This window comes from Thermoanaerobacterium sp. RBIITD, assembly GCF_900205865.1.
GTDB lineage: Bacteria > Bacillota > Thermoanaerobacteria > Thermoanaerobacterales > Thermoanaerobacteraceae > Thermoanaerobacterium.
In genome coordinates this window covers 1,654,258-1,672,905 of the sequence record NZ_LT906662.1, presented here as the reverse complement: position 1 = coordinate 1,672,905, position 18,648 = coordinate 1,654,258, and the positions used below count along the sequence as shown (strand labels likewise).

The window sequence follows — 18,648 nt, the reverse complement described above, 5'->3', positions numbered from 1 at the left end:
AACTTTTTCTAAAAATATTCCACATCATAAAAATTATTTTTATCATCTCCGAATGTTATGCTTCATTTTATATCAAATTTTTTGATTGCTTTTATTATTACCTCAACAATATCCTGACTTATATCATCTTTTATGTCCATATCAACATTTCTCATGTTTTTCTTTATAAGAGGCTGAAATCGCAATATTATCTCTTGCATAGCATCTTTATCACCTTCTTTAGCCTTTAAAATAATTTCAAAAAGGCTTTTATTTTTACACATACTTTCAAGAACCCTCCATAAACTTTCTTATTTTCTTAAGGGCTTTTTTCTTAATCTTGCTTATGGATGATTGTGATTTATTTAACATTTTAGCTACCTCTTTTTGTGGTATATCTTGCATTATATTTAGCATTACAACATTAAATTCTTCCGCTTCCAACAGTTCCTTGCATTTTGAAATCATTAATCTATCTATTATTTCATTTTCAATTAACACATTATCGTATACCGTACTGTCAATAATTTTCCCATCATTTTCAATATTGCCATTGTAATCTGGTAACTCTAATGTTAAAAGTTCTTTCTTTTTAATGTCATTATATTTTTTTATGGCTTTTACTGCTTCATAATTAATAGATTTTTCAATAAACTTAATAAATGCAAATTCTACATCGCTCTCTCCCATACTCTTAACCTCCCATACCTCACCTCTATTATAAAATTAAAAATTATAAATTTTATTAATTATTCCTTAATTTTCTATTACAATCTTGTAACATAAAAAAAGCATGGCAAATGCCATGACAAATTCAACAATTAGACTATCTTTCATTTTTAATATAATAAATGCTGGGTTTTTTATAATTTACATATACAGTTAAGGATTTCCCTTCTTTATCAACACCTTTTATTATCCAGTAAACGGGGCAAGGAGATTTTTCCATAAGTTTTGGATCATCAAAAAATTTGTCGAGATCAACTTCTAAATTTTTAAGCTCTTCTGATTTTACTTTAGTAATTTCCGCTTTTTCTTTAGCTACCTTCAAAGCTTCATTATCAGATATTCCACCTACCACATCTCCTTGTTTTTTTAGATTTGAACATCCTGTGAGAGCCAAAATAAGTAGCATGGTCATTATCCATTTTTTTGATATCATAAATATCACCTTTTTATGGAATAAATATATGTGCATATTTGAAAGTCCCATCAAATGCAATATACACATCTGTAGGAGTTTCACTCCATGTATCATGTACTATTACATATTCTTCTGTTATTTCTCCAAGTTCTGTTACGTATTCATATCCAACACATGCCATTGTATGATTTTCATAAGTTGGATGTCCTATTACCGATAATAATAGGGGTCTTGAATTATTTATTTCATTCCTTATATCATAATAGCTAGGAGGATTTAAATCATAACCATCAAAATTTGTATATCCTTTTGATTTTATATATTGAATAGTACCAGACATAATAAATAAAACATTAGTAGAACCATTACTATCTGTTCCCATATTCATTGCCAATTTTTCTATTACTTGATTAGTAGTTTCATTAATAACAAGGTTAGGATATCCATGAGCATCCCAATAATAAATCAAGTTAGCTGCTGATGTAGGAGCACAGCCTTTATACCAAGTCAAATCTGGAACACCACTTATTTTCTTCGTAGTTATTGTTCCACTATTCATTGGATTAAAATCAAATAATTTGTTCCATGTTTTTACATTATTAACATCTAAGAGTTAATATCTGAGGAATTTATTGTACTTTGATTTATGTCTTTATAAATAATTTTTTTATAATTTCTAATATCAAATAATTCTTCCTCTTGATCATAATTGTTTCTATTTATAATAAATTTTATCATATATGTATTAGGGAAAAAATATACATAAGTCGCTTTTTTAAGTGTTTCATTTCTTTGAAGATTTTGTTTTATCTTGGATAAGCCAATACTATAGAACTAGCTCGGGAATATTCTAAAATAGGCGGCATATTTTTATTAGCACTTACTATAATATAGCCTAATAATGCAGTCTTGTCATATACATTAAAAAGATAAGCAATAACATTATTATTTAAAATCGACTAATTCTGTTCCATCGTCTACTTCGCCATTAATCCAGTCTTTAAATTCAGCATTATGCTTTTCTCTAATGACATGATTTGCTGCAATCTTTTTCGCATCATTTTTATTCACAATTGCAGAAACACTATTCAGTTTATTATCACCAACATTTGCAAAGCCAACAGTTGATGAAAAAACCAAAATAGTGCACATTATAATAGTAACTAAAATTCTTTTCATTTCAGATCTCTCCTTATTTGAATTAATTATTTTCCTTTTCCTCCAATTTAAATAAAATATCATGTAATTTAAAGTAGGTTTTTAATATATCACCTTCTTTTTTATTTATGTAATAACTGTTAAAATTTATATAATAATAAATTTTTTATTAAATGTTATCTTTTTACATTTTAGAAATGTCATAATAATTTAGGAATATTAACTGTAAGAGGCTACTACTTCTGATATTTTTACAACAGATACCATTCAAATAATCCCCTAATTATACGAAAGTTCCATTTTGGATGATTCACATGGTACCAGCCATACATTTTTACAGCTATAGCTCCAGCTTGAACTGCTGTTTTTGCTAGGACTATTTTTCATTTTTTAACTGTTCTTCTGTTGCAGCAATATTATCAATAACTGCACCCTTCATATTCATTACTTGTCCTTTTCTCTCAAGAGTACTTTCAATTTTAACAGCAATATTTTCATCCTTTGAATTAAATCCATTGCCAGTATCTTTTAAGTATTCTATAGATGGAACTGATAGCCTGACTATTTTCCAGTTTCCATCTTCTTTTGTAACAACAATAACACGATAGTTTGTACCATTATATAGCCATTTATCTTCTTTATCCACTTTAAAGTTAATTTCAGCATAATAAATACGTGTATCATCCAAATTTAAGTTTTCTCCAGATGATATGCCTGCTGCTTCTATATCTATGTCCTTTGGGAGCTCCTTAATTTGAATCAACTTTGCTTGCTTCTCTTTAAAGAATGACTCTGATTTATTACTTGAAAGAAACTGTGTCATAGCTGTGCGATTAGAATTGGTAAAATAGGTCATATACTCATAAGGATCCTGTTCATTAATCGCCTGAACCATGCCTGAAATTACTGTAATAGGATCATCAAAATTTGTTGCATCACTCACACCAAGTGATTCTTTTGTGCTTGCTTTCGATATTGAAGTAAAGCCCGTAATCACTACACTCAGTAAAAATATGGTTATAAGTAATACTGCTGTTAATTTTTTTTGATATTTCATAAAAGATATCTCCCTCCCTCATATGTTTTTGGGAACATTGAATAATCTTTTTCTTCACCTCCGTCTTTTGTTTCCCCTTCTATATATATAAAAGCTAAATTATTCTAAAAATATTCCGCAATATAAAAATAATTTTTATCACTTCCGCATATTATGCTTCATTTTATATTCTTGCCTCCCATATCTTACCTTTTATTATAAAATTAAAATTTATAAAATTTATTAACAATTCCTTAATTTTTTATTACAAACTTGTAACATAATCAGCAGAGAAATTTTTTACAAAAAAAAGCAATTGTTTTAATAGACAATTGCTTTTAAATAGCTTATTAATTTACTGAATCATCTTTGTGTAAAATCAATTTTAAATATCTATTTTATTACATAGCAAAAAGCTCTTTTACTTCTTCTTCACTCAATCTAGTTATAAATGTTTCTCCTGGATTTATAACCGAATTTATTATCTCTTTCTTTTTCTCCTGCAATTTTATAATTTTTTCTTCAATAGTACCTTGTGTAATAAGTTTTATTACTTGTACTGTATTTATTTGGCCTATCCTATGCGCTCTATCTGTTGCCTGGTCTTCAACGGCAGGATTCCACCATGGGTCAAAATGTATTACCGTATCTGCTCCTGTTAAATTAAGACCTGTGCCGCCTGCTTTTAATGATATCAAAAATACATTTGCCTTTCCTTCATTAAAAGCTTTTACAAGCGCTCCTCTATCCTCTGATTTTGTTTGCCCATCAAGATAGAGATAAGAAATCTTCTCTTTTTTAAGCTTTTCCTCAATAAGTTTTAATGCTGTTGTAAACTGTGAGAAGAGGAGTACCCTATGTCCACCATCTTTAAGCTCATTTAATAGCTCCATTAAAAGCTCCATCTTTCCGCTATCGCCTTTATAGTTTTCAATGAACATTGATGGATGGCAGCAAATCTGTCTCAATCTTGTAAGGGCTGAAATTATTTTAATTTGGCTTCTTTCAAAGCCTTTATTCCTTATCTCTTCGGCTATTTCGCCTTTCGCATTTTCAAGATATGCCATATACAGCTCTTTCTGTTCTTTAGTAAGTTCTGCAACTGATGTTGTCTCGATTTTCTGTGGAAGCTCCTTAAGCACATCTTTTTTAAGTCTCCTTAATACGAAAGGCTTAATATGCCTGTTTAAATCAACTAGTTTTTCTTTATTATTTTCCTTTATTATAGGTTTTTCATATTTTTCTACAAATTTTCTATGTGAAAGTAAATATCCCGGCATTAAAAAGTCAAATATCGACCATAATTCCGTCAATGAATTCTCAATAGGTGTACCGGTAAGAGCGAAATATCCCTTTGCTTTTATCCTTTTGACTGATTCGGCATTCTGTGAATTTGGGTTTTTGATGTACTGTGCCTCATCGAGTATGCAATAGCTAAATTTAATATTATCGTAATCGTCTATATCCCTTCTTATCAATGGATATGATGTTATCACAATATCTGATTCTTTTATATTTTTTCTAAGATAATTCCTTTCACTTTTATTTCCTGATATAACCGTTGTCTTAAGGCTTGGAGCGAATTTATTTATTTCACTTTCCCAATTATATACAAGCGTTGTCGGACAGATTACAATAGCAGGTTCTTTATATTTTTCTCTTTCTGATAGCAAAAATGCTATTGTCTGTATTGTCTTACCTAATCCCATATCATCCGCAAGTATGCCACCAAGTCCATATGAAGCCAATGTCTTCAACCATTTAAAACCAACAACTTGATAATTTCTAAGTGTTCCTCTAAGTTCTTTAGGAATTTCATAAGTTGTTTCCTGTGGTTCTTTAATATTCTTAACAAGCTCTCGAAACTTAAGGTCCCTCTCTATTTGCACCTTGTCTTTTTTAAGCCTCTCATCAAGGTATAAAGCTTTGTACTTAGGAATATTTATAATATTCTTTTTTAAGTCCTTATCATTTAGATCAAGTTCATCTGCTAAATTTACTATATCTCTTAAATCATCATCTTCTATAGGTAAGAATGAACCATCTGGAAGCCTAAAAAATTTTTTCTTTCTTCTTATAGAATCAAATATCTTCGGTATAAGGTCTTGATCGATATCATCTATTGAAAAACTAAACTCCAGCAAATTATCATCACGAAGTCTTATTCTTCCACTATACGACCTTTTATAAAGCTTTATCGCCTTAAAGGACTCAGAATAATATACTTCTGCCCTCTTCTGCAATGCAGGCAGTAGATTAACTATAAAATTATATATTGCTTCCTCATTATCAATATAAACCCTATTGTCCTTTATCTTAAACTCAGCTCTTTCGAATATTTCTAAAACACTTTTTTCTCCTGCTTCATCTCTTATAAGGATGCAATCTTTTGTTATGTTTGTTTTATCAGGATTATACAGGTTTATATTGTAAATTCCGTAAGTAAAATTTATGTCTGCCGTTACCTTCTCATATTCTTTATCAAGGTATATTTTTGTTACAAGTGGTTCTTTATAAAAAGATGATTTTATATTTTCATCGATGACAACACTTCCGGCCTTATCAATTTCAGGGAGTATCGTTGATGCAAACCTAAACTTATCTTTTTCTTTGAATGTTATCTTATTGACACGATTATTAACATATAAATTATAAAATGGTACCAATGAATATCTTTGTCTGCTTGATATTTTATATATTACACCATCATACATGAAGAAATTGCCCTTTTCACTAAGTGCACTTAGATTCTCGATGCCTTCAACATTTACATTTATTCCTTTACCATTATTTCCTTTTTCAAGCTTGAATTTTATAGGCAAATCCCCATCAACAACTTTTACATCGTAATATGTCTTGTCACCTATAGATACATTAAAATGACCATCTTTCACGATCTCAAAGAATTTTTCCAAATTTGAAGGAGTAAGCCTCACATACTTACCTGTCAATATAGGATCAATTCTATAGTATGAGCCTTCTGTATTAAACTTGTCTATCTCATATATCTCTCTTAAAAACTGAATAAACTTCTTGTCTTCATCTTTAAAAGTATTAATCCTTGGATCAAAGGAAAAATTCTTACCAAATTCCACTACTTCACCATTATCTGTATCCTCAAAAAACTTCTTAATGCTTTTTACAACATAAAGCTTATCTATCCCCATGCGCAAACTTATTGCTGGTAATGAGGTTAAACCACATTCGAGAGTAATTTCGATGTTTACAGGTTGTTTTACACTTTCCGGAATATATTCCCTTTCTTCAAAGGCCTCAAATAATTCATTGGAAATGCCACTTTCTAAAAAATCTATTATATCGTCTCTATGATTTTTTATGTATGTCAATACTGCAACGATATGCTTACAGTCACCTTTATATTTCATTTTTGCAGGGCATGTACAGCTAGTAAATAATTCTCCATTATACTGCTGTACTCTGACATAGTATTCTTTTGTTCCAGTTACAATGGCTTGAAATGCTGTCCCATCCTTATTTAAGCTTAAGTCATGGATTCTTCCGCTTACATAATATTCAAGTCCTCTTTTATAAGTAAAAGTATCAAAGCATCTCTTTTTAATTTCTGATTCGCTTATATCAAACATAACAATCGTCCCTATTTTTTATCAATAACATAATTTTAACCATTTTATGACAAAATATATCTTTATTTCACTATTTTATTATACCAAAAAATTTATTTTTTTTAAATAATGAAGTTTACAAATTATATCTCCTTAAAAAAGGCTTAAATAGCCTTAAAAATTAATTTATACTTAAGTCCTAAATAAAGCCCATTCTTTCTTAAACATTGTTGATGCGAGATAAATGGCAGCAATAATATATATCAACGATGTCGCTACAAACATCCCCATATGGGTAATATTTATTATTCCATAAAGAAGCTCTTTAAATATTGAGATAGTGCCAAATATCGGTATTACAAAATAATACACTGGTATCTCTGTAGGTATTGTATACATAATCATATATGCCGGTATCATTGCGATAAATGTAACAGGAGTAAGATACGTCTGGCCTTCTTTAAATGACCTGGCATATGTACTTAATGCAAGCTCAATTGCCGCAAATATTGCAGCTGTTAAAATAGATGTTAAAATCATTATTCCCATAATAAAACCAGTTATCTTAAATCCGCCGCTTAATCCGAAAAATTTTGGATTCATTGCAAATGCTACATAGAGACCGATTAAAGATGCTGCAGCACTTAATATCGACATTATTGTAACAGCTAAATATTTACCAGACATAATTGAAAGCCTCGATGGTGATGTTGTAAGCAATGGCTCTAATGTCCCTCTTTCTTTTTCACCTGCAGCAAGGTCTGTTGCAGCACCCATGCCACCAGTAGCTGTCCATAATGCTAAAAGCATTGGCACAATAAATGATAGAAATGAACCTGCCATCTTATTCTCAGATGCAACATTTTCAAACTTTAATGTTATAGGCTCTAAAATTGAAGGATCAATCCCTTTCGCCATAAGTCTTTGTTTTACTATAGAATTTGAATACTCTTTGATATAATTTTCCAGCATTGTTTTCGCTGTCGATGACTTTGGATTTGATTCATCATTTTGAATCGTTACAGAAGAATTTTTGCCCTCATTTAAATCCTTCTCAAAATTTGCAGGAATATTAATTACAGCTCTTATATTTCCCTTTTCAAGTGCTACCTTGGGATCATCTATCTTCTCAACCGTTATGCCCGTTGATTTAAGGAAATTAATAAATTGCTCATTATTTCCTTCATCTCTTACAGCTATTTTTACATCAGATGCCTTTTCGGATGTAAAGCTCTGTACACCACCTGCGATAAAATACATCATAACAGGCAAAAATAGGATAGGCAATAGAAGTGTAAATATCCACGTCTTTCTGTCTCTAAATATGTCTTTAAGTTCCTTTTTTAGAACTATATAAATATGTCTAAACTTCACTTTTCTCACCTACCAATTCCATAAATATTTCCTCCAAATTGTCATTATTGTACTTATTTTTAAGCTCATCTATCGTTCCTTCCGCGACAAGTTTCCCCTTATGTATTATTCCTATCATATCACAGAGTTTCTCAACTTCCGGCATTGAATGGCTTGAAAATATTATAGATTTTCCTTCATCTCTGCATAGATTTATAAAATCATGAACTTCTCTTGAGGATGTTACATCTAAACCGGAAGTTGGCTCATCAAAAAGCATTATTTTAGGGTCATGAACAATTGACCTTGCAATTGCAACTTTTTGCTTCATTCCCTTTGAAAGTTTACCTGCAGGTCTATCAATAAATTCTTCCATGCCAAATTTTGATACAAGATAATCAATTCTTATCTTTATATCATTTCTACTCATGTCATATAGCTCTGCAAAATACGTAATATTCTCCCTTGCTGTCAACCTATCATAAAGTCCACTTTCGCCACCGAAAAGAATGCCTATCTCTTTCCTTATAAGCTCAGGTTGTTTAATAAGGTCAATACCGTTCATTATTGCATTGCCTGATGTAGGTTTTAACATTGTGGCAAGCATTCTTAATGTCGTTGTTTTCCCTGCACCATTTTCACCAAGAAGTCCGTATACTTCCTTCTCATTCACAATAAAGTTTAGATTATCAACTGCTTTTATGTCTTTAAAAACTTTAGACAAACCTTTAACCTCGATCAATATTTGCACCTCCTCAACAATCGCTATTAACTATATTATCATAGATTAAATAAAAAAGCATTAAAATTTTGTTAAATTATTTATAATTATCATATTCTAAATGTTCATAATTTTGCATAATGCAATTGACATTTAAAACAATGTTTATGTCTTAAATGCCCATAATGTTACTAATATTTACATCTTTTTGAGTTCATTGCTTAAATCAATAAAATGCTTTATCTCCTCATTCATCAATGTAGTCGCAACTCTTTTAGTTTGGTCAAATTTTGCTTCCTTTATTATTCCATCATAAAAAAGTATTGAATCTTTTTCAGCCCTTATCGCAAGTTCCAATGCATCATATGGGGTTTTAATGGTATCTAACTTTTTGAGTGCTTCATCTTTTGAAGGAAATACCGATGTCCTGAATAATGTTCTTAAGTATATTGAAGCCTCAATATCAAAGTATGCACTATCATCGCCTTTTTTCTCATCGATGAGGTGTGAATAAAGCTCTTCAAATTTCGCCTTATGTATCGTTTCTTCCTTTGCTAAGTTTTCAAAAAACCCTTTCTTTTCCTTATCATCAGCAAACTTTTCGGCGGCAAGTCTATAAAATTCATAGCCTCTATCTTCGATATCAATGGCAAGCTGTACAACTTCAAGATCATTTAAATATTTCTTATCAAGATCATTTACCATTATAACACCTCTTAAAAATTATTATTACCTACAAATAATTTTAACATTAACACAAATGCATGGTCAATGTTTTCTTAACAATTATTGTAATATATTATATGTATAATCTATTATCTATATAGCAAAATAAAATCAGGTGATTTTATGTGGTATATTGGTTTTTCTATATTAACTGCTATATATAGTATATTGTATATCCAGTACCTCTCGAAGAGTAAAAATAAATACCCGGTCTATATAGCCGGGTGGATTATATTATTAGTAATTATTGAAACATTATTCTATACAAAGGGATTTAGATGAAATTACTTCTGCTCTGTTTTGACATACGTTTTTACTTTGATTGCCATCTTATTGCAGCATAATTATCTGTTTTCACAAAATAGGCAACATTAACCCATAAATATGAGTTATATATGAAAATACTATTCCCATTGTTGAGCCGATAAGTACATCTGATGGATAATGCAATCCCATATATATCCTTGATATGCTAACTAAAACTGCCAGTGTGATTAAAAAAACAGCTAAACCGGGAAAGAAAAATGAAAATGAGACTGCTAATGAAAAACTTGCTGTTGCATGTCCTGAAGGAAATGAATAATCTCTTAGCAAATATTTAAACGTATTTGCTTCAGGTAAAACCATATATGGGCGCGGCCTTGTGCATAACCTTTTAAGTATCTGCACAAATATATGGCTGCTTGTTAATGTAGTTAAGGCTTCTAGCGCAGAAACCTTTACACTATTTTTCCCAACTAAAATAAGCAAAAGACATGATAAAATTGTAAAATAAGGCCCTCCAATATGAGTAATTTTGGGCATTATTCTGTCAAGTGTTTTGCACTTTATCTTCTCGTTTAAAAGAAAGAAAACATTCCTATCCTCCGTTATTATCAATTTCTTTACCCCTGACACGGAATGAAACCTCCTTACACCTTCATTACATCATTTTTAATATTATTTATCACTATACTACAAACTCTGTCGGCTGAGTCATATACGGATAATTCCGCCATGCGCTCTTTCATTCCCTTTAATTTTGTGTTATCATTCAATAAATCTATAATTTTTTTATCAAGTTTGTCTATATCTTTTATCCTTATTGCTATCTTTTTCTTTAATAAAAATTCGAGATTGCGCTCCTCTTGACCTGGTATCGGGTCAAATACAACCATAGGTAATCCTTTTGATATGGCCTCTGTTACAGTAAGCCCGCCACTTTTAGTTATCAATACGTCCGCAGCTTCCATAAATTCATGAACATTATCAACATGCCCATATACTACGACATTTTCCTTTGCAATCTCCTCAAGTTTTTCTTTGAGGTTTTTATTAAATCCACATATTACTGCTATCTGTATATTATCATATTCCTGAATGACTTTCACAGCTTTTTTTATATTTCCAAGGCCAAGCCCACCACCCATTACAAGAACAAGTGGTTTATCTATAGAAAATCCAAGCTTTTGTCGCATATCTGATTTATCCTTTTTAACATAAAACACTTCATCTATAGGTATACCCGTAACATATACCTTACTATCTGGTACCCCCATATTTTCCATTTGGGTTTTCATCTCACTGCAGCCTACAAAGTACCCGTCAATATGGTGATGTATCCAATATGCATGCACATCATAATCAGTCAATATTGCATAAATAGGTATATCAAGATTTCTTTTTACATGTGACAATATAGAACATGAAAAAGGATGCGTACAAATTACAGCATCAGGATTGCAGCTTAGCACATAATCCTTAATAAATGTATATATTGATATGCCGACTAATTTATTTATCTTCCTTTCTATCTTGTCTCTCTCCATCTCATACAGGTATCCCCATAAATCAGGTGTCAACTTCAGGGTTTTTAAATAAATCTGTGTTGTCAGGTTAGCAAGACCAGGAAACTTCTCCCCAAAAGGATTTGCTACAATAGCTTCAACATTTTCTCTCTTTTCAAAAGCTTTTTTAAGCGCCATAGCCGTCCTTTTATGACCTGTTCCTATATCTTCATAAAGTATCAAAATCCTTATCTTATCCATTTAAAGACCCTCTCAATCACTATATTGATTATCTCACCTGAATATTAAATCCTCATTAAATTTGTATTATAAATGTGTTAAATTTTAATGCTATCAATATAGTTTATTTTCTATTGCTATTTATTATTATACCATCAAATTGATTTTATTGAAAAAAAAATATGTTCATCTAAATGTTAAAACGTAATAAAATAAAAGTCCCTTCTACTTAAAAAATAGAAGGGACTTTTATAAACTTCTTATACAAATGCTTTTGCTTTTACTCTATCAATAACATTTTTGACCTGCGGTATAAGTGATACTGCAAAACAAATTCCAACTTCAACACCAACGAGTATTCCATTGACAAGCAGCGAATACACTATTGGATTCATTCCCTTTGGTGCATAACTTGCGAAAAAGAATACGCCAGACAAGAAATGAGAGAAAAACCTTCCAAAACCGCCTACAAGAACACCGAGGCTTAAATTCTTCTTAAATAAACCTGCAAGCCCGAGTGCACCAAATGCCAATGGATAATCAAGAAGCAGCTGTATCCAGTGAACAACAAATGGGTCCTGTATAAGTTGTAGCATGCCATATGCCATGCCAACAACTATTCCAGGCCCTGCGCCATAATAATATGCAAAAATGAATAGTGGCAACATACTTGCAGGTGTTATAGACCCACCTTGTGGCCAATGATAGAACCTAATGTATGACAGTACAAACGATATAGCAATTGCAAGACCACCATATACTATCATCTGTGTATTAAATTTCACGCTTTTTCTTAAGATGTAAAAGAGCAAAACTGCGAATAAAATTGCTACAATGATGGAAATCGTAGCTGGTTTTAATTTTGTAAAATCAGAAAAAATACTTACAATGTAAGACATTAAAAATACCTCCTCTTATTGAGGCTATGTACCGCTGAAAAACAAAAAACCGCATATGAAATATGCGGTTCATAACCGCATTCCCTTCGTAGGTATTAGCCTAATCAGGTTCGAGGGGTTCGGCATTTGCCATCTCAGCTTAAAGCTCCCCCAGCGGACATAGTCTATTAAATTTTTACTCAAGTAATATTATAAGTCAGCTACATCCTAAATGCAATACCTTCATGTCTTAGAAGAAACTCTTTTATGGGTAACCCTCCGCCAAAGCCTGTCAAACTTCCATCAGCACCAATAACTCTGTGACATGGAATTATTATAGGAACTGGATTTCTATTAAGAGCACCTCCAACAGCTCTTTTAGCATTTGGTTTTCCAATTCTCTTTGCAATTTCTCCATATGTTGCATAAGAGCCGAAGGGAATTTTCATAAGCTCCTTCCACACTGATTTTTGAAAATCCGAACCGTTAATATCAAGCTTTACATTGAATTCTTTTAATTGCCCTTCGAAATAAAGTTTAAGCTGTTTTTTGCAATCATCGATATACATATCTTTTCCTCTATAACATTCAAAATTTTCATCATAAAAAAAATCTATCCTGCAAATACCCTTTCCATTTGAATATATAGTAAGCTTGCCAATTGCTGTATCTAAATAATCACATATCACAATACCACATCCTCATGATAAAAACACCGGATTTCTCCGGTATTTTATACATCGTCATTATCACCACTATCATTGTCATCTTCAGTTTCTGTATCTGCATTATCTATGTATAATTTCGATTCATTTCCCTGCACTGAAGCAAGTTTAGCAAGGCTTATTTCTATTGAATCAATTTTTTTCATTTTCCTTAATGTATAAATTATATAAAATACTACAAAAACAATTGATACAATAGGTGTTGCAAATACCGCAAAATATTGAAGTATTAGCATAACAATGCTCGGCTGTTGGAACATCCTTAACACTCCCTTCTTTTAATATAGTCTTACTGTTTTATTATTTCATAATTTTACTACTAATACAAGCCCCTAAAAAAATTTTAATTAACATGAAACAATTAATAAATTTTACGTCTTAATATATAAGGGGGAATTTTAAGGGAGTGAATACATATGGATAAAAAATTTTATCTAACCATTGTAATAATACTTTTGATGCTGTGCATTATGCTCTCTTCTATCATCGTACTTACGACATTCAGCTTGAATATTTGAAAAAGAAGATGAAAAATCATCTTCTTATATAGCTTCTTTAAAATACTTTTTCACATCTTTTAGATAATCAATAATTGTTAAATGCTGTGGACATTTAGTTTCACACTGACCACACTCAATACATGAACTTGCTTTGCCATCCTTTAAATTATTATAATTGTTCAAAGCCTCTTTGTAATTATTGTACATACAAGCTTCATTATAAATAGCGAAATTCCTTGGTATCATAACGCCATTCGGGCATGGCATACAATAGTTACAAGCAGTACATGCAACCGGTGAAAGCTTTTTATAAGTATTTCTAACTTGATCGACAAGCTCTAGCTCTTCTTCAGTAAAACTATTTGCACCAGACCTTGAAGCGCTCTCAATATTTTGTATAACTTGCTCCATCGTACTCATACCACTTAAAACAATAGATACTTCCGGGTGATTCCATACCCATTGTAATGCCCATTCGGCGGGTGTCCTTTTTACTTTTGACTTGTCCCATAATTCTTTAATAACATCAGGTGGATTCCCCGCAAGTTTTCCACCTCTAATAGGCTCCATTATTACAACACCAAGTCCCTTTGACGCTGCATATTTTAATCCTTTTGTACCCGCTTGATTATTAATATCCATGTAATTGTACTGAATCTGGCAAAAGTCCCATTTATCATAATCATCAATAATGCCTTTAAATACATCATATTCATCATGAAATGAAAAACCGATATACCTTATTTTGCCTTCTTTTTTAACTTTATCGATCCAGCTAAACACATCAAGTTTTTTATAGTTCTCCCATCTTTCCTTATCTAGGGCATGTAAGAGATAAAAATCGATATGATCTGTATCGAGTTTTTTTAACTGTTCATTCAAGTATTTGTCCATATCAGCTTTCTCTTTTATAAGCCATGACGGAAGCTTCGTCGCGAGATTTGTCTTTTCCCTGTAACCATCTTTTAATGCTTTGCCGACTAAAATCTCACTATTTCCTTCATGGTATGCATATGCTGTGTCAACGTAATTTACACCATTGTCAATTGCAAATCTTATCATCTTAATTGCTTCATTTTCATCAATTTTACTATAATCATCGCCAACAATCGGTAGTCTCATTGCACCAAAACCAAGTGCCGACACTTCTATACCCGTTCTTCCAAATTTCCTGTACTGCATAAAACCCCTCCTCCAATATATTCAATTTTTTATACATGCTAATAAAATTATAACATCAACTTTTGATATTACAAAATTTCTAATTAAATCGAATAAATAGTATACGACCTAACATTTTACCTTTACACACAATGTAAATTGACTTAAATGGTATTTAAAGATAATTTTTCCATCACAATAAACAGTGTAAATATTGCTTTAACATATCATTAATGATAACCTATTATTTAGATAGAAATTAATCTTTAATGTACTGGAGGTAAGATAATTGGGATATATAGATTTAAGAAGTGATACAGTGACATTGCCAACGCAAGAAATGAGAGATGCCATGTATAATGCCAAAGTAGGCGATGATGTTTACAGAGAAGATCCGACAATAAAAAAGCTTGAAGAGATGGCAGCAGATATTATGGGAAAAGAAGATGCCATGTTTGTGACAAGCGGCACACAAGGAAATCAAGTTTCTATTATGACACATACACACCACGGCAATGAGATAATCCTCGAAGAAAGGTGCCATATCATTACATATGAAGTAGGTGGCATCGGATATCTCTCAGGTGTACAAGCTAAAACGATAAGAGGAGAAAACGGCATTATGGATCCTAGTGACATAGAAAAGGCCATTAGGACAGAAGATATCCATTACCCTGTAACAGGCCTCATATGCCTTGAAAATACTCACAATAGAGCAGGTGGTACAGTAACGCCGATTGAAACTATGAGTGCAATTTATGAAATAGCTAAAAAACATAATATACCTGTACATCTTGACGGCGCTAGGATTTTTAATGCAGCGACATATTTAAATCTAGATGTAAAAGAAATTGCTAAATATGCCGATAGTGTAATGTTCTGCTTGTCAAAGGGACTATGTGCACCTGTAGGATCAATTGTAACAGGCACGAAGGAATTCATTATAAGAGCGAAAAAATACCGCAAAATGTTGGGTGGTGGCATGAGACAAGCTGGTATTATAGCAGCTGCGGGTATTGTCGCACTTGAAAAAATGACAAAGAGGTTACATGAAGACCATGAAAATGCAAGACTTCTGGCAGAAGGCCTCAATAATATACCTGGTATTAAAGTTGATATTGATACGGTTCAGACTAACATAGTGATGTCAGATATATCCGGAACCAGAATGAAAGGATCCGAACTATCGTCAAAACTATTAGAACACGGCATCAAAGTAAATGGTGCTGATGATTTTAATGTTAGATTTGTAACACATTACTACGTAAAAAAAGACGATATCAAGAAAGTTCTAAATGTTATGCAAAACATTATAAAAGAACAATAGGAAAAACTATTGCTCTTAATATTGCCCATTTTTATTGATATAGATGTCTAATGCTGTAATTGCTTTCCTTAAGAAAATTATAATTAAACAAAGGGTATATATCGAAATACCGAATAATGTAATATATAAAACAAGAATAGGAAATGCCAATGCCATAATTACACCTCCCTTAAAATCATATTATTTATTAATATTCTATATTATTTTTAAAATTCCTCTAATTAAAAAATATTTTACAATGTTTGCAGGTTATTTTTATTTTTTATCGAATATAATAAATATAATGATAAAGGGAGGTTTTTTAATGTTTTTAATAATTAAAATCGCATTAATTATTGTCGCAATAATCCTATTACTCTGGATTATCGGCTTAAAGATAATCCCAAATAACAAAATTGGCATAGTTGAAAAATGGTGGTCACCGAAGGGCTCACTCAATGAACAGATAATTGCATTACACGGTGAAGCCGGTTATCAACCAGAGGTCTTAAGGGGAGGTATACATTTTCGCACACCTCTAATGTATAAAATTCATATAGCTCCACTTGTAACTATACCGCAAGGGCAAATAGGATATGTCTTTGCACGTGACGGTATTCCAATGGCACCAACGCAAACACTTGGTAAAATTATACCAGAAAGTGACAACTTCCAAAATGTAAGAGGTTTTTTGACTAATGGTGGTCAAAAAGGTCCTCAAAGAGGAATAATTCGTGAAGGAACCTATGCTTTTAACTTAGCACAATTTATGATAATTACAGAAGATAAAACATATTACCTTCCTATGGGAAACCGTTCAGAGGAAAGCACAATTAATAAAATGGCTGAACTTTTAAAAAGCAGAAACGGCTTTACACCAATTGTCATAAAGGGTACAGATGATAAAGTAGGCATTGTTACCGTACATGATGGCCCATCACTAAATCAGAACGATATAATAGCACCTACTGTCGGTGATGATGTATCGAATCCCGAGACATACCACAACAACTTCCAGGATCCTGAAAAATTCTTAAAAGCTGGCGGTTTTAGAGGAAGACAATATCAAGTTCTTGTAGAAGGCACATATTTTATTAATAGGCTTTTTGCTACAGTTGAATTAATAGATAAGATAGTAATCCCCGTTGGTAATGTCGGTGTCGTTGTATCATATATTGGTTCAAAAGGAATTGATTCATCTGGTGAAGATTACAAACACGGCGAACTTGTAGAAAAAGGTTTTAGGGGAGTATGGAGAGATCCTCTCATGCCTGGCAAATATGCTTTTAACACATATGCAGGTCATATACTGATGGTGCCAACGACTAATATCATATTGAAATGGATAAGCAATCAGAGCGGTACACATAAATATGACGAAAATTTAAAAGAAGTAAGCCTCATAACTAAAGATGCTTTTGAGCCATCTTTGCCTCTATCGGTTGTTATGCATATAGATTATAAAAAAGCTCCGCTCGTAATACAACGATTTGGCGATATAAAAATGCTTGTTGACCAAACACTTGACCCAATGGTATCTGCATATTTCAAAAACATAGGTCAGACAAAGACATTAATAGATCTTATTCAACAAAGAAGCGAAATTCAGAATATGGCTTCAAAAGAGATGAAGGAAAAATTCGAGCACTACAACCTTGAACTTGAAGAAGTATTGATTGGTACACCTTCATCATCACCAAATGACAACAAAATTGAACTTATACTTACACAATTGAGAGATAGGCAGATAGCTGTTGAACAAATAGAGACATTTACAAGACAGCAAAAAGCCGCTGAAAAGGCTAAGGAATTAAAAGAAGCAGAAGCAAGGTCAGCACAGCAGACTTTTCTTACAGAATCAGAAATAAATATTCAGATAGAAGGCAACAAAGGTAAAGCTGAATACCAGAGGTCATTGCAAGAAGCAGCGAAGATCAAAGCACTTGCAGAAGCAGAAGCAGAGAAAGAAGCGAGAATCGGTATAGGTAAAGCTATAGCGGTATCTGAACAGGTAAAATCATACGGTGGTCCACAGTATCAAGTAACACAGGATATTATGGACAAATTTACAAAAGCAATTGAAACATCAAAAATAGATATTGTTCCAAAGACAGTTATAAGCATGGGTGGAGCTGAGGGCGGAAATTCTGCTGCAAATGCCTTTGAAATGCTCCTAACTCTCTTAATTGGTGATAAACTTGGAGTCAAATTAAGCACTGATATGAATTTAAATAAAGAAGAAAGCGAAAGGGTCAAAAAGATAAAAGAAGCAATATTAAAATCTATCGAAGAAAGTAATAAAGAAAAGGAAGAACTAGTAAAAGAAACACAGGATCAAGCTGCACCAGCAAAGGAAAAAGAAGATAAATAG

General features: G+C 31.9%; 19 protein-coding genes and 1 riboswitch. Of the genes, 2 read left to right on the top strand and 17 right to left on the bottom strand.

What is annotated here, in order from left to right; all coding sequences use genetic code 11:
- Positions 1 to 62 precede the first annotated feature (62 nt).
- The 17 genes from CPG45_RS07815 to CPG45_RS07740 form a co-directional block, all read right to left on the bottom strand.
- A complete protein-coding gene (locus CPG45_RS07815) occupies positions 63 to 263 on the bottom strand; it encodes a helix-turn-helix domain-containing protein (protein ID WP_096231380.1) in 201 nt (66 codons plus the stop codon).
- A 4-nt stretch (positions 264 to 267) separates the two neighbouring features.
- Positions 268 to 669, bottom strand: coding sequence for a sigma factor-like helix-turn-helix DNA-binding protein (locus CPG45_RS07810; RefSeq protein ID WP_096231379.1), 402 nt, complete (start codon positions 667 to 669; stop codon positions 268 to 270).
- A gap of 136 nt (positions 670 to 805) precedes the next feature.
- Positions 806 to 1,141 carry a hypothetical protein gene (locus tag CPG45_RS07805; RefSeq protein WP_096231378.1) on the bottom strand — a complete coding sequence of 112 codons (336 nt, stop codon included), beginning with the start codon at positions 1,139 to 1,141 and terminating at the stop codon, positions 806 to 808.
- Between the two features lie 13 nt (positions 1,142 to 1,154).
- Positions 1,155 to 1,682 (bottom strand): C39 family peptidase, encoded by a 528-nt coding sequence (locus CPG45_RS07800; RefSeq protein WP_096231377.1) that lies wholly within the window; start codon positions 1,680 to 1,682, stop codon positions 1,155 to 1,157.
- A 247-nt stretch (positions 1,683 to 1,929) separates the two neighbouring features.
- On the bottom strand, positions 1,930 to 2,061 hold the full coding sequence (locus CPG45_RS18470; RefSeq protein ID WP_502695815.1) for a Spi family protease inhibitor: 132 nt from the start codon (positions 2,059 to 2,061) through the stop codon (positions 1,930 to 1,932).
- 7 nt (positions 2,062 to 2,068) lie between these two features.
- On the bottom strand, positions 2,069 to 2,302 hold the full coding sequence (locus CPG45_RS07795) for a hypothetical protein (RefSeq protein WP_157732349.1): 234 nt from the start codon (positions 2,300 to 2,302) through the stop codon (positions 2,069 to 2,071).
- A gap of 355 nt (positions 2,303 to 2,657) precedes the next feature.
- Positions 2,658 to 3,338, bottom strand: a complete 681-nt coding sequence (locus tag CPG45_RS07790) for a DUF4829 domain-containing protein (protein ID WP_096231375.1) — start codon at positions 3,336 to 3,338, stop codon at positions 2,658 to 2,660.
- Positions 3,339 to 3,718: 380 nt separating this feature from the next.
- Positions 3,719 to 6,922: a DEAD/DEAH box helicase gene (locus CPG45_RS07785; RefSeq protein ID WP_096231374.1), complete on the bottom strand. Its 3,204-nt coding sequence runs from the start codon at positions 6,920 to 6,922 to the stop codon at positions 3,719 to 3,721.
- Between the two features lie 171 nt (positions 6,923 to 7,093).
- A complete protein-coding gene (locus CPG45_RS07780; protein ID WP_096231373.1) occupies positions 7,094 to 8,275 on the bottom strand; it encodes an ABC transporter permease in 1,182 nt (393 codons plus the stop codon).
- On the bottom strand, positions 8,265 to 9,005 hold the full coding sequence (locus CPG45_RS07775) for an ABC transporter ATP-binding protein (protein WP_502695807.1): 741 nt from the start codon (positions 9,003 to 9,005) through the stop codon (positions 8,265 to 8,267). Before CPG45_RS07775 ends, CPG45_RS07780 begins: the two co-directional genes overlap by 11 nt.
- Before the next feature lie 168 nt (positions 9,006 to 9,173).
- Positions 9,174 to 9,680 carry a ferritin-like domain-containing protein gene (locus CPG45_RS07770; RefSeq protein ID WP_096231371.1) on the bottom strand — a complete coding sequence of 169 codons (507 nt, stop codon included), beginning with the start codon at positions 9,678 to 9,680 and terminating at the stop codon, positions 9,174 to 9,176.
- Positions 9,681 to 10,055: 375 nt separating this feature from the next.
- Entirely contained in the window at positions 10,056 to 10,598 is a 543-nt protein-coding gene (locus CPG45_RS07765) for a phosphatase PAP2 family protein (protein WP_096231370.1), read from the bottom strand.
- A 14-nt stretch (positions 10,599 to 10,612) separates the two neighbouring features.
- A complete protein-coding gene (locus tag CPG45_RS07760; RefSeq protein WP_096231369.1) occupies positions 10,613 to 11,728 on the bottom strand; it encodes an MGDG synthase family glycosyltransferase in 1,116 nt (371 codons plus the stop codon).
- 239 nt (positions 11,729 to 11,967) lie between these two features.
- Positions 11,968 to 12,606: an energy-coupled thiamine transporter ThiT gene (gene thiT, locus CPG45_RS07755; RefSeq protein ID WP_096231368.1), complete on the bottom strand. Its 639-nt coding sequence runs from the start codon at positions 12,604 to 12,606 to the stop codon at positions 11,968 to 11,970.
- A gap of 63 nt (positions 12,607 to 12,669) precedes the next feature.
- A riboswitch (TPP riboswitch) is annotated at positions 12,670 to 12,768 on the bottom strand.
- Positions 12,769 to 12,806: 38 nt separating this feature from the next.
- Positions 12,807 to 13,274, bottom strand: coding sequence for a methylated-DNA--[protein]-cysteine S-methyltransferase (locus CPG45_RS07750; protein WP_096231367.1), 468 nt, complete (start codon positions 13,272 to 13,274; stop codon positions 12,807 to 12,809).
- A gap of 44 nt (positions 13,275 to 13,318) precedes the next feature.
- Positions 13,319 to 13,570, bottom strand: coding sequence for a hypothetical protein (locus tag CPG45_RS07745; protein ID WP_096231366.1), 252 nt, complete (start codon positions 13,568 to 13,570; stop codon positions 13,319 to 13,321).
- A gap of 282 nt (positions 13,571 to 13,852) precedes the next feature.
- A complete protein-coding gene (locus tag CPG45_RS07740; RefSeq protein ID WP_096231365.1) occupies positions 13,853 to 14,992 on the bottom strand; it encodes an aldo/keto reductase in 1,140 nt (379 codons plus the stop codon).
- 268 nt (positions 14,993 to 15,260) lie between these two features.
- Here CPG45_RS07740 and ltaE point away from each other — a divergent pair, with 268 nt between their 5' ends.
- Positions 15,261 to 16,298, top strand: coding sequence for a low-specificity L-threonine aldolase (gene ltaE, locus CPG45_RS07735; protein ID WP_096231364.1), 1,038 nt, complete (start codon positions 15,261 to 15,263; stop codon positions 16,296 to 16,298).
- A gap of 304 nt (positions 16,299 to 16,602) precedes the next feature.
- On the top strand, positions 16,603 to 18,648 hold the full coding sequence (locus CPG45_RS07730; RefSeq protein WP_096231363.1) for an SPFH domain-containing protein: 2,046 nt from the start codon (positions 16,603 to 16,605) through the stop codon (positions 18,646 to 18,648).

Excerpts from the sequence above, each read along its gene's own strand:
- CPG45_RS07815 (WP_096231380.1), bottom strand. The coding sequence starts at position 263 with ATGTGTAAAAATAAAAGCCTTTTTGAAATTATTTTAAAGGCTAAAGAA.
- CPG45_RS07810 (WP_096231379.1), bottom strand. The coding sequence starts at position 669 with ATGGGAGAGAGCGATGTAGAATTTGCATTTATTAAGTTTATTGAAAAA.
- CPG45_RS07805 (WP_096231378.1), bottom strand. The coding sequence starts at position 1,141 with ATGATATCAAAAAAATGGATAATGACCATGCTACTTATTTTGGCTCTC.
- CPG45_RS07800 (WP_096231377.1), bottom strand. The coding sequence starts at position 1,682 with ATGAATAGTGGAACAATAACTACGAAGAAAATAAGTGGTGTTCCAGAT.
- CPG45_RS07795 (WP_157732349.1), bottom strand. The coding sequence starts at position 2,302 with ATGAAAAGAATTTTAGTTACTATTATAATGTGCACTATTTTGGTTTTT.
- CPG45_RS07790 (WP_096231375.1), bottom strand. The coding sequence starts at position 3,338 with ATGAAATATCAAAAAAAATTAACAGCAGTATTACTTATAACCATATTT.
- CPG45_RS07785 (WP_096231374.1), bottom strand. The coding sequence starts at position 6,922 with ATGTTTGATATAAGCGAATCAGAAATTAAAAAGAGATGCTTTGATACT.
- CPG45_RS07770 (WP_096231371.1), bottom strand. The coding sequence starts at position 9,680 with ATGGTAAATGATCTTGATAAGAAATATTTAAATGATCTTGAAGTTGTA.
- CPG45_RS07760 (WP_096231369.1), bottom strand. The coding sequence starts at position 11,728 with ATGGATAAGATAAGGATTTTGATACTTTATGAAGATATAGGAACAGGT.
- thiT (WP_096231368.1), bottom strand. The coding sequence starts at position 12,606 with ATGTCTTACATTGTAAGTATTTTTTCTGATTTTACAAAATTAAAACCA.
- CPG45_RS07745 (WP_096231366.1), bottom strand. The coding sequence starts at position 13,570 with ATGTTCCAACAGCCGAGCATTGTTATGCTAATACTTCAATATTTTGCG.
- CPG45_RS07740 (WP_096231365.1), bottom strand. The coding sequence starts at position 14,992 with ATGCAGTACAGGAAATTTGGAAGAACGGGTATAGAAGTGTCGGCACTT.
- CPG45_RS07730 (WP_096231363.1), top strand. The coding sequence starts at position 16,603 with ATGTTTTTAATAATTAAAATCGCATTAATTATTGTCGCAATAATCCTA.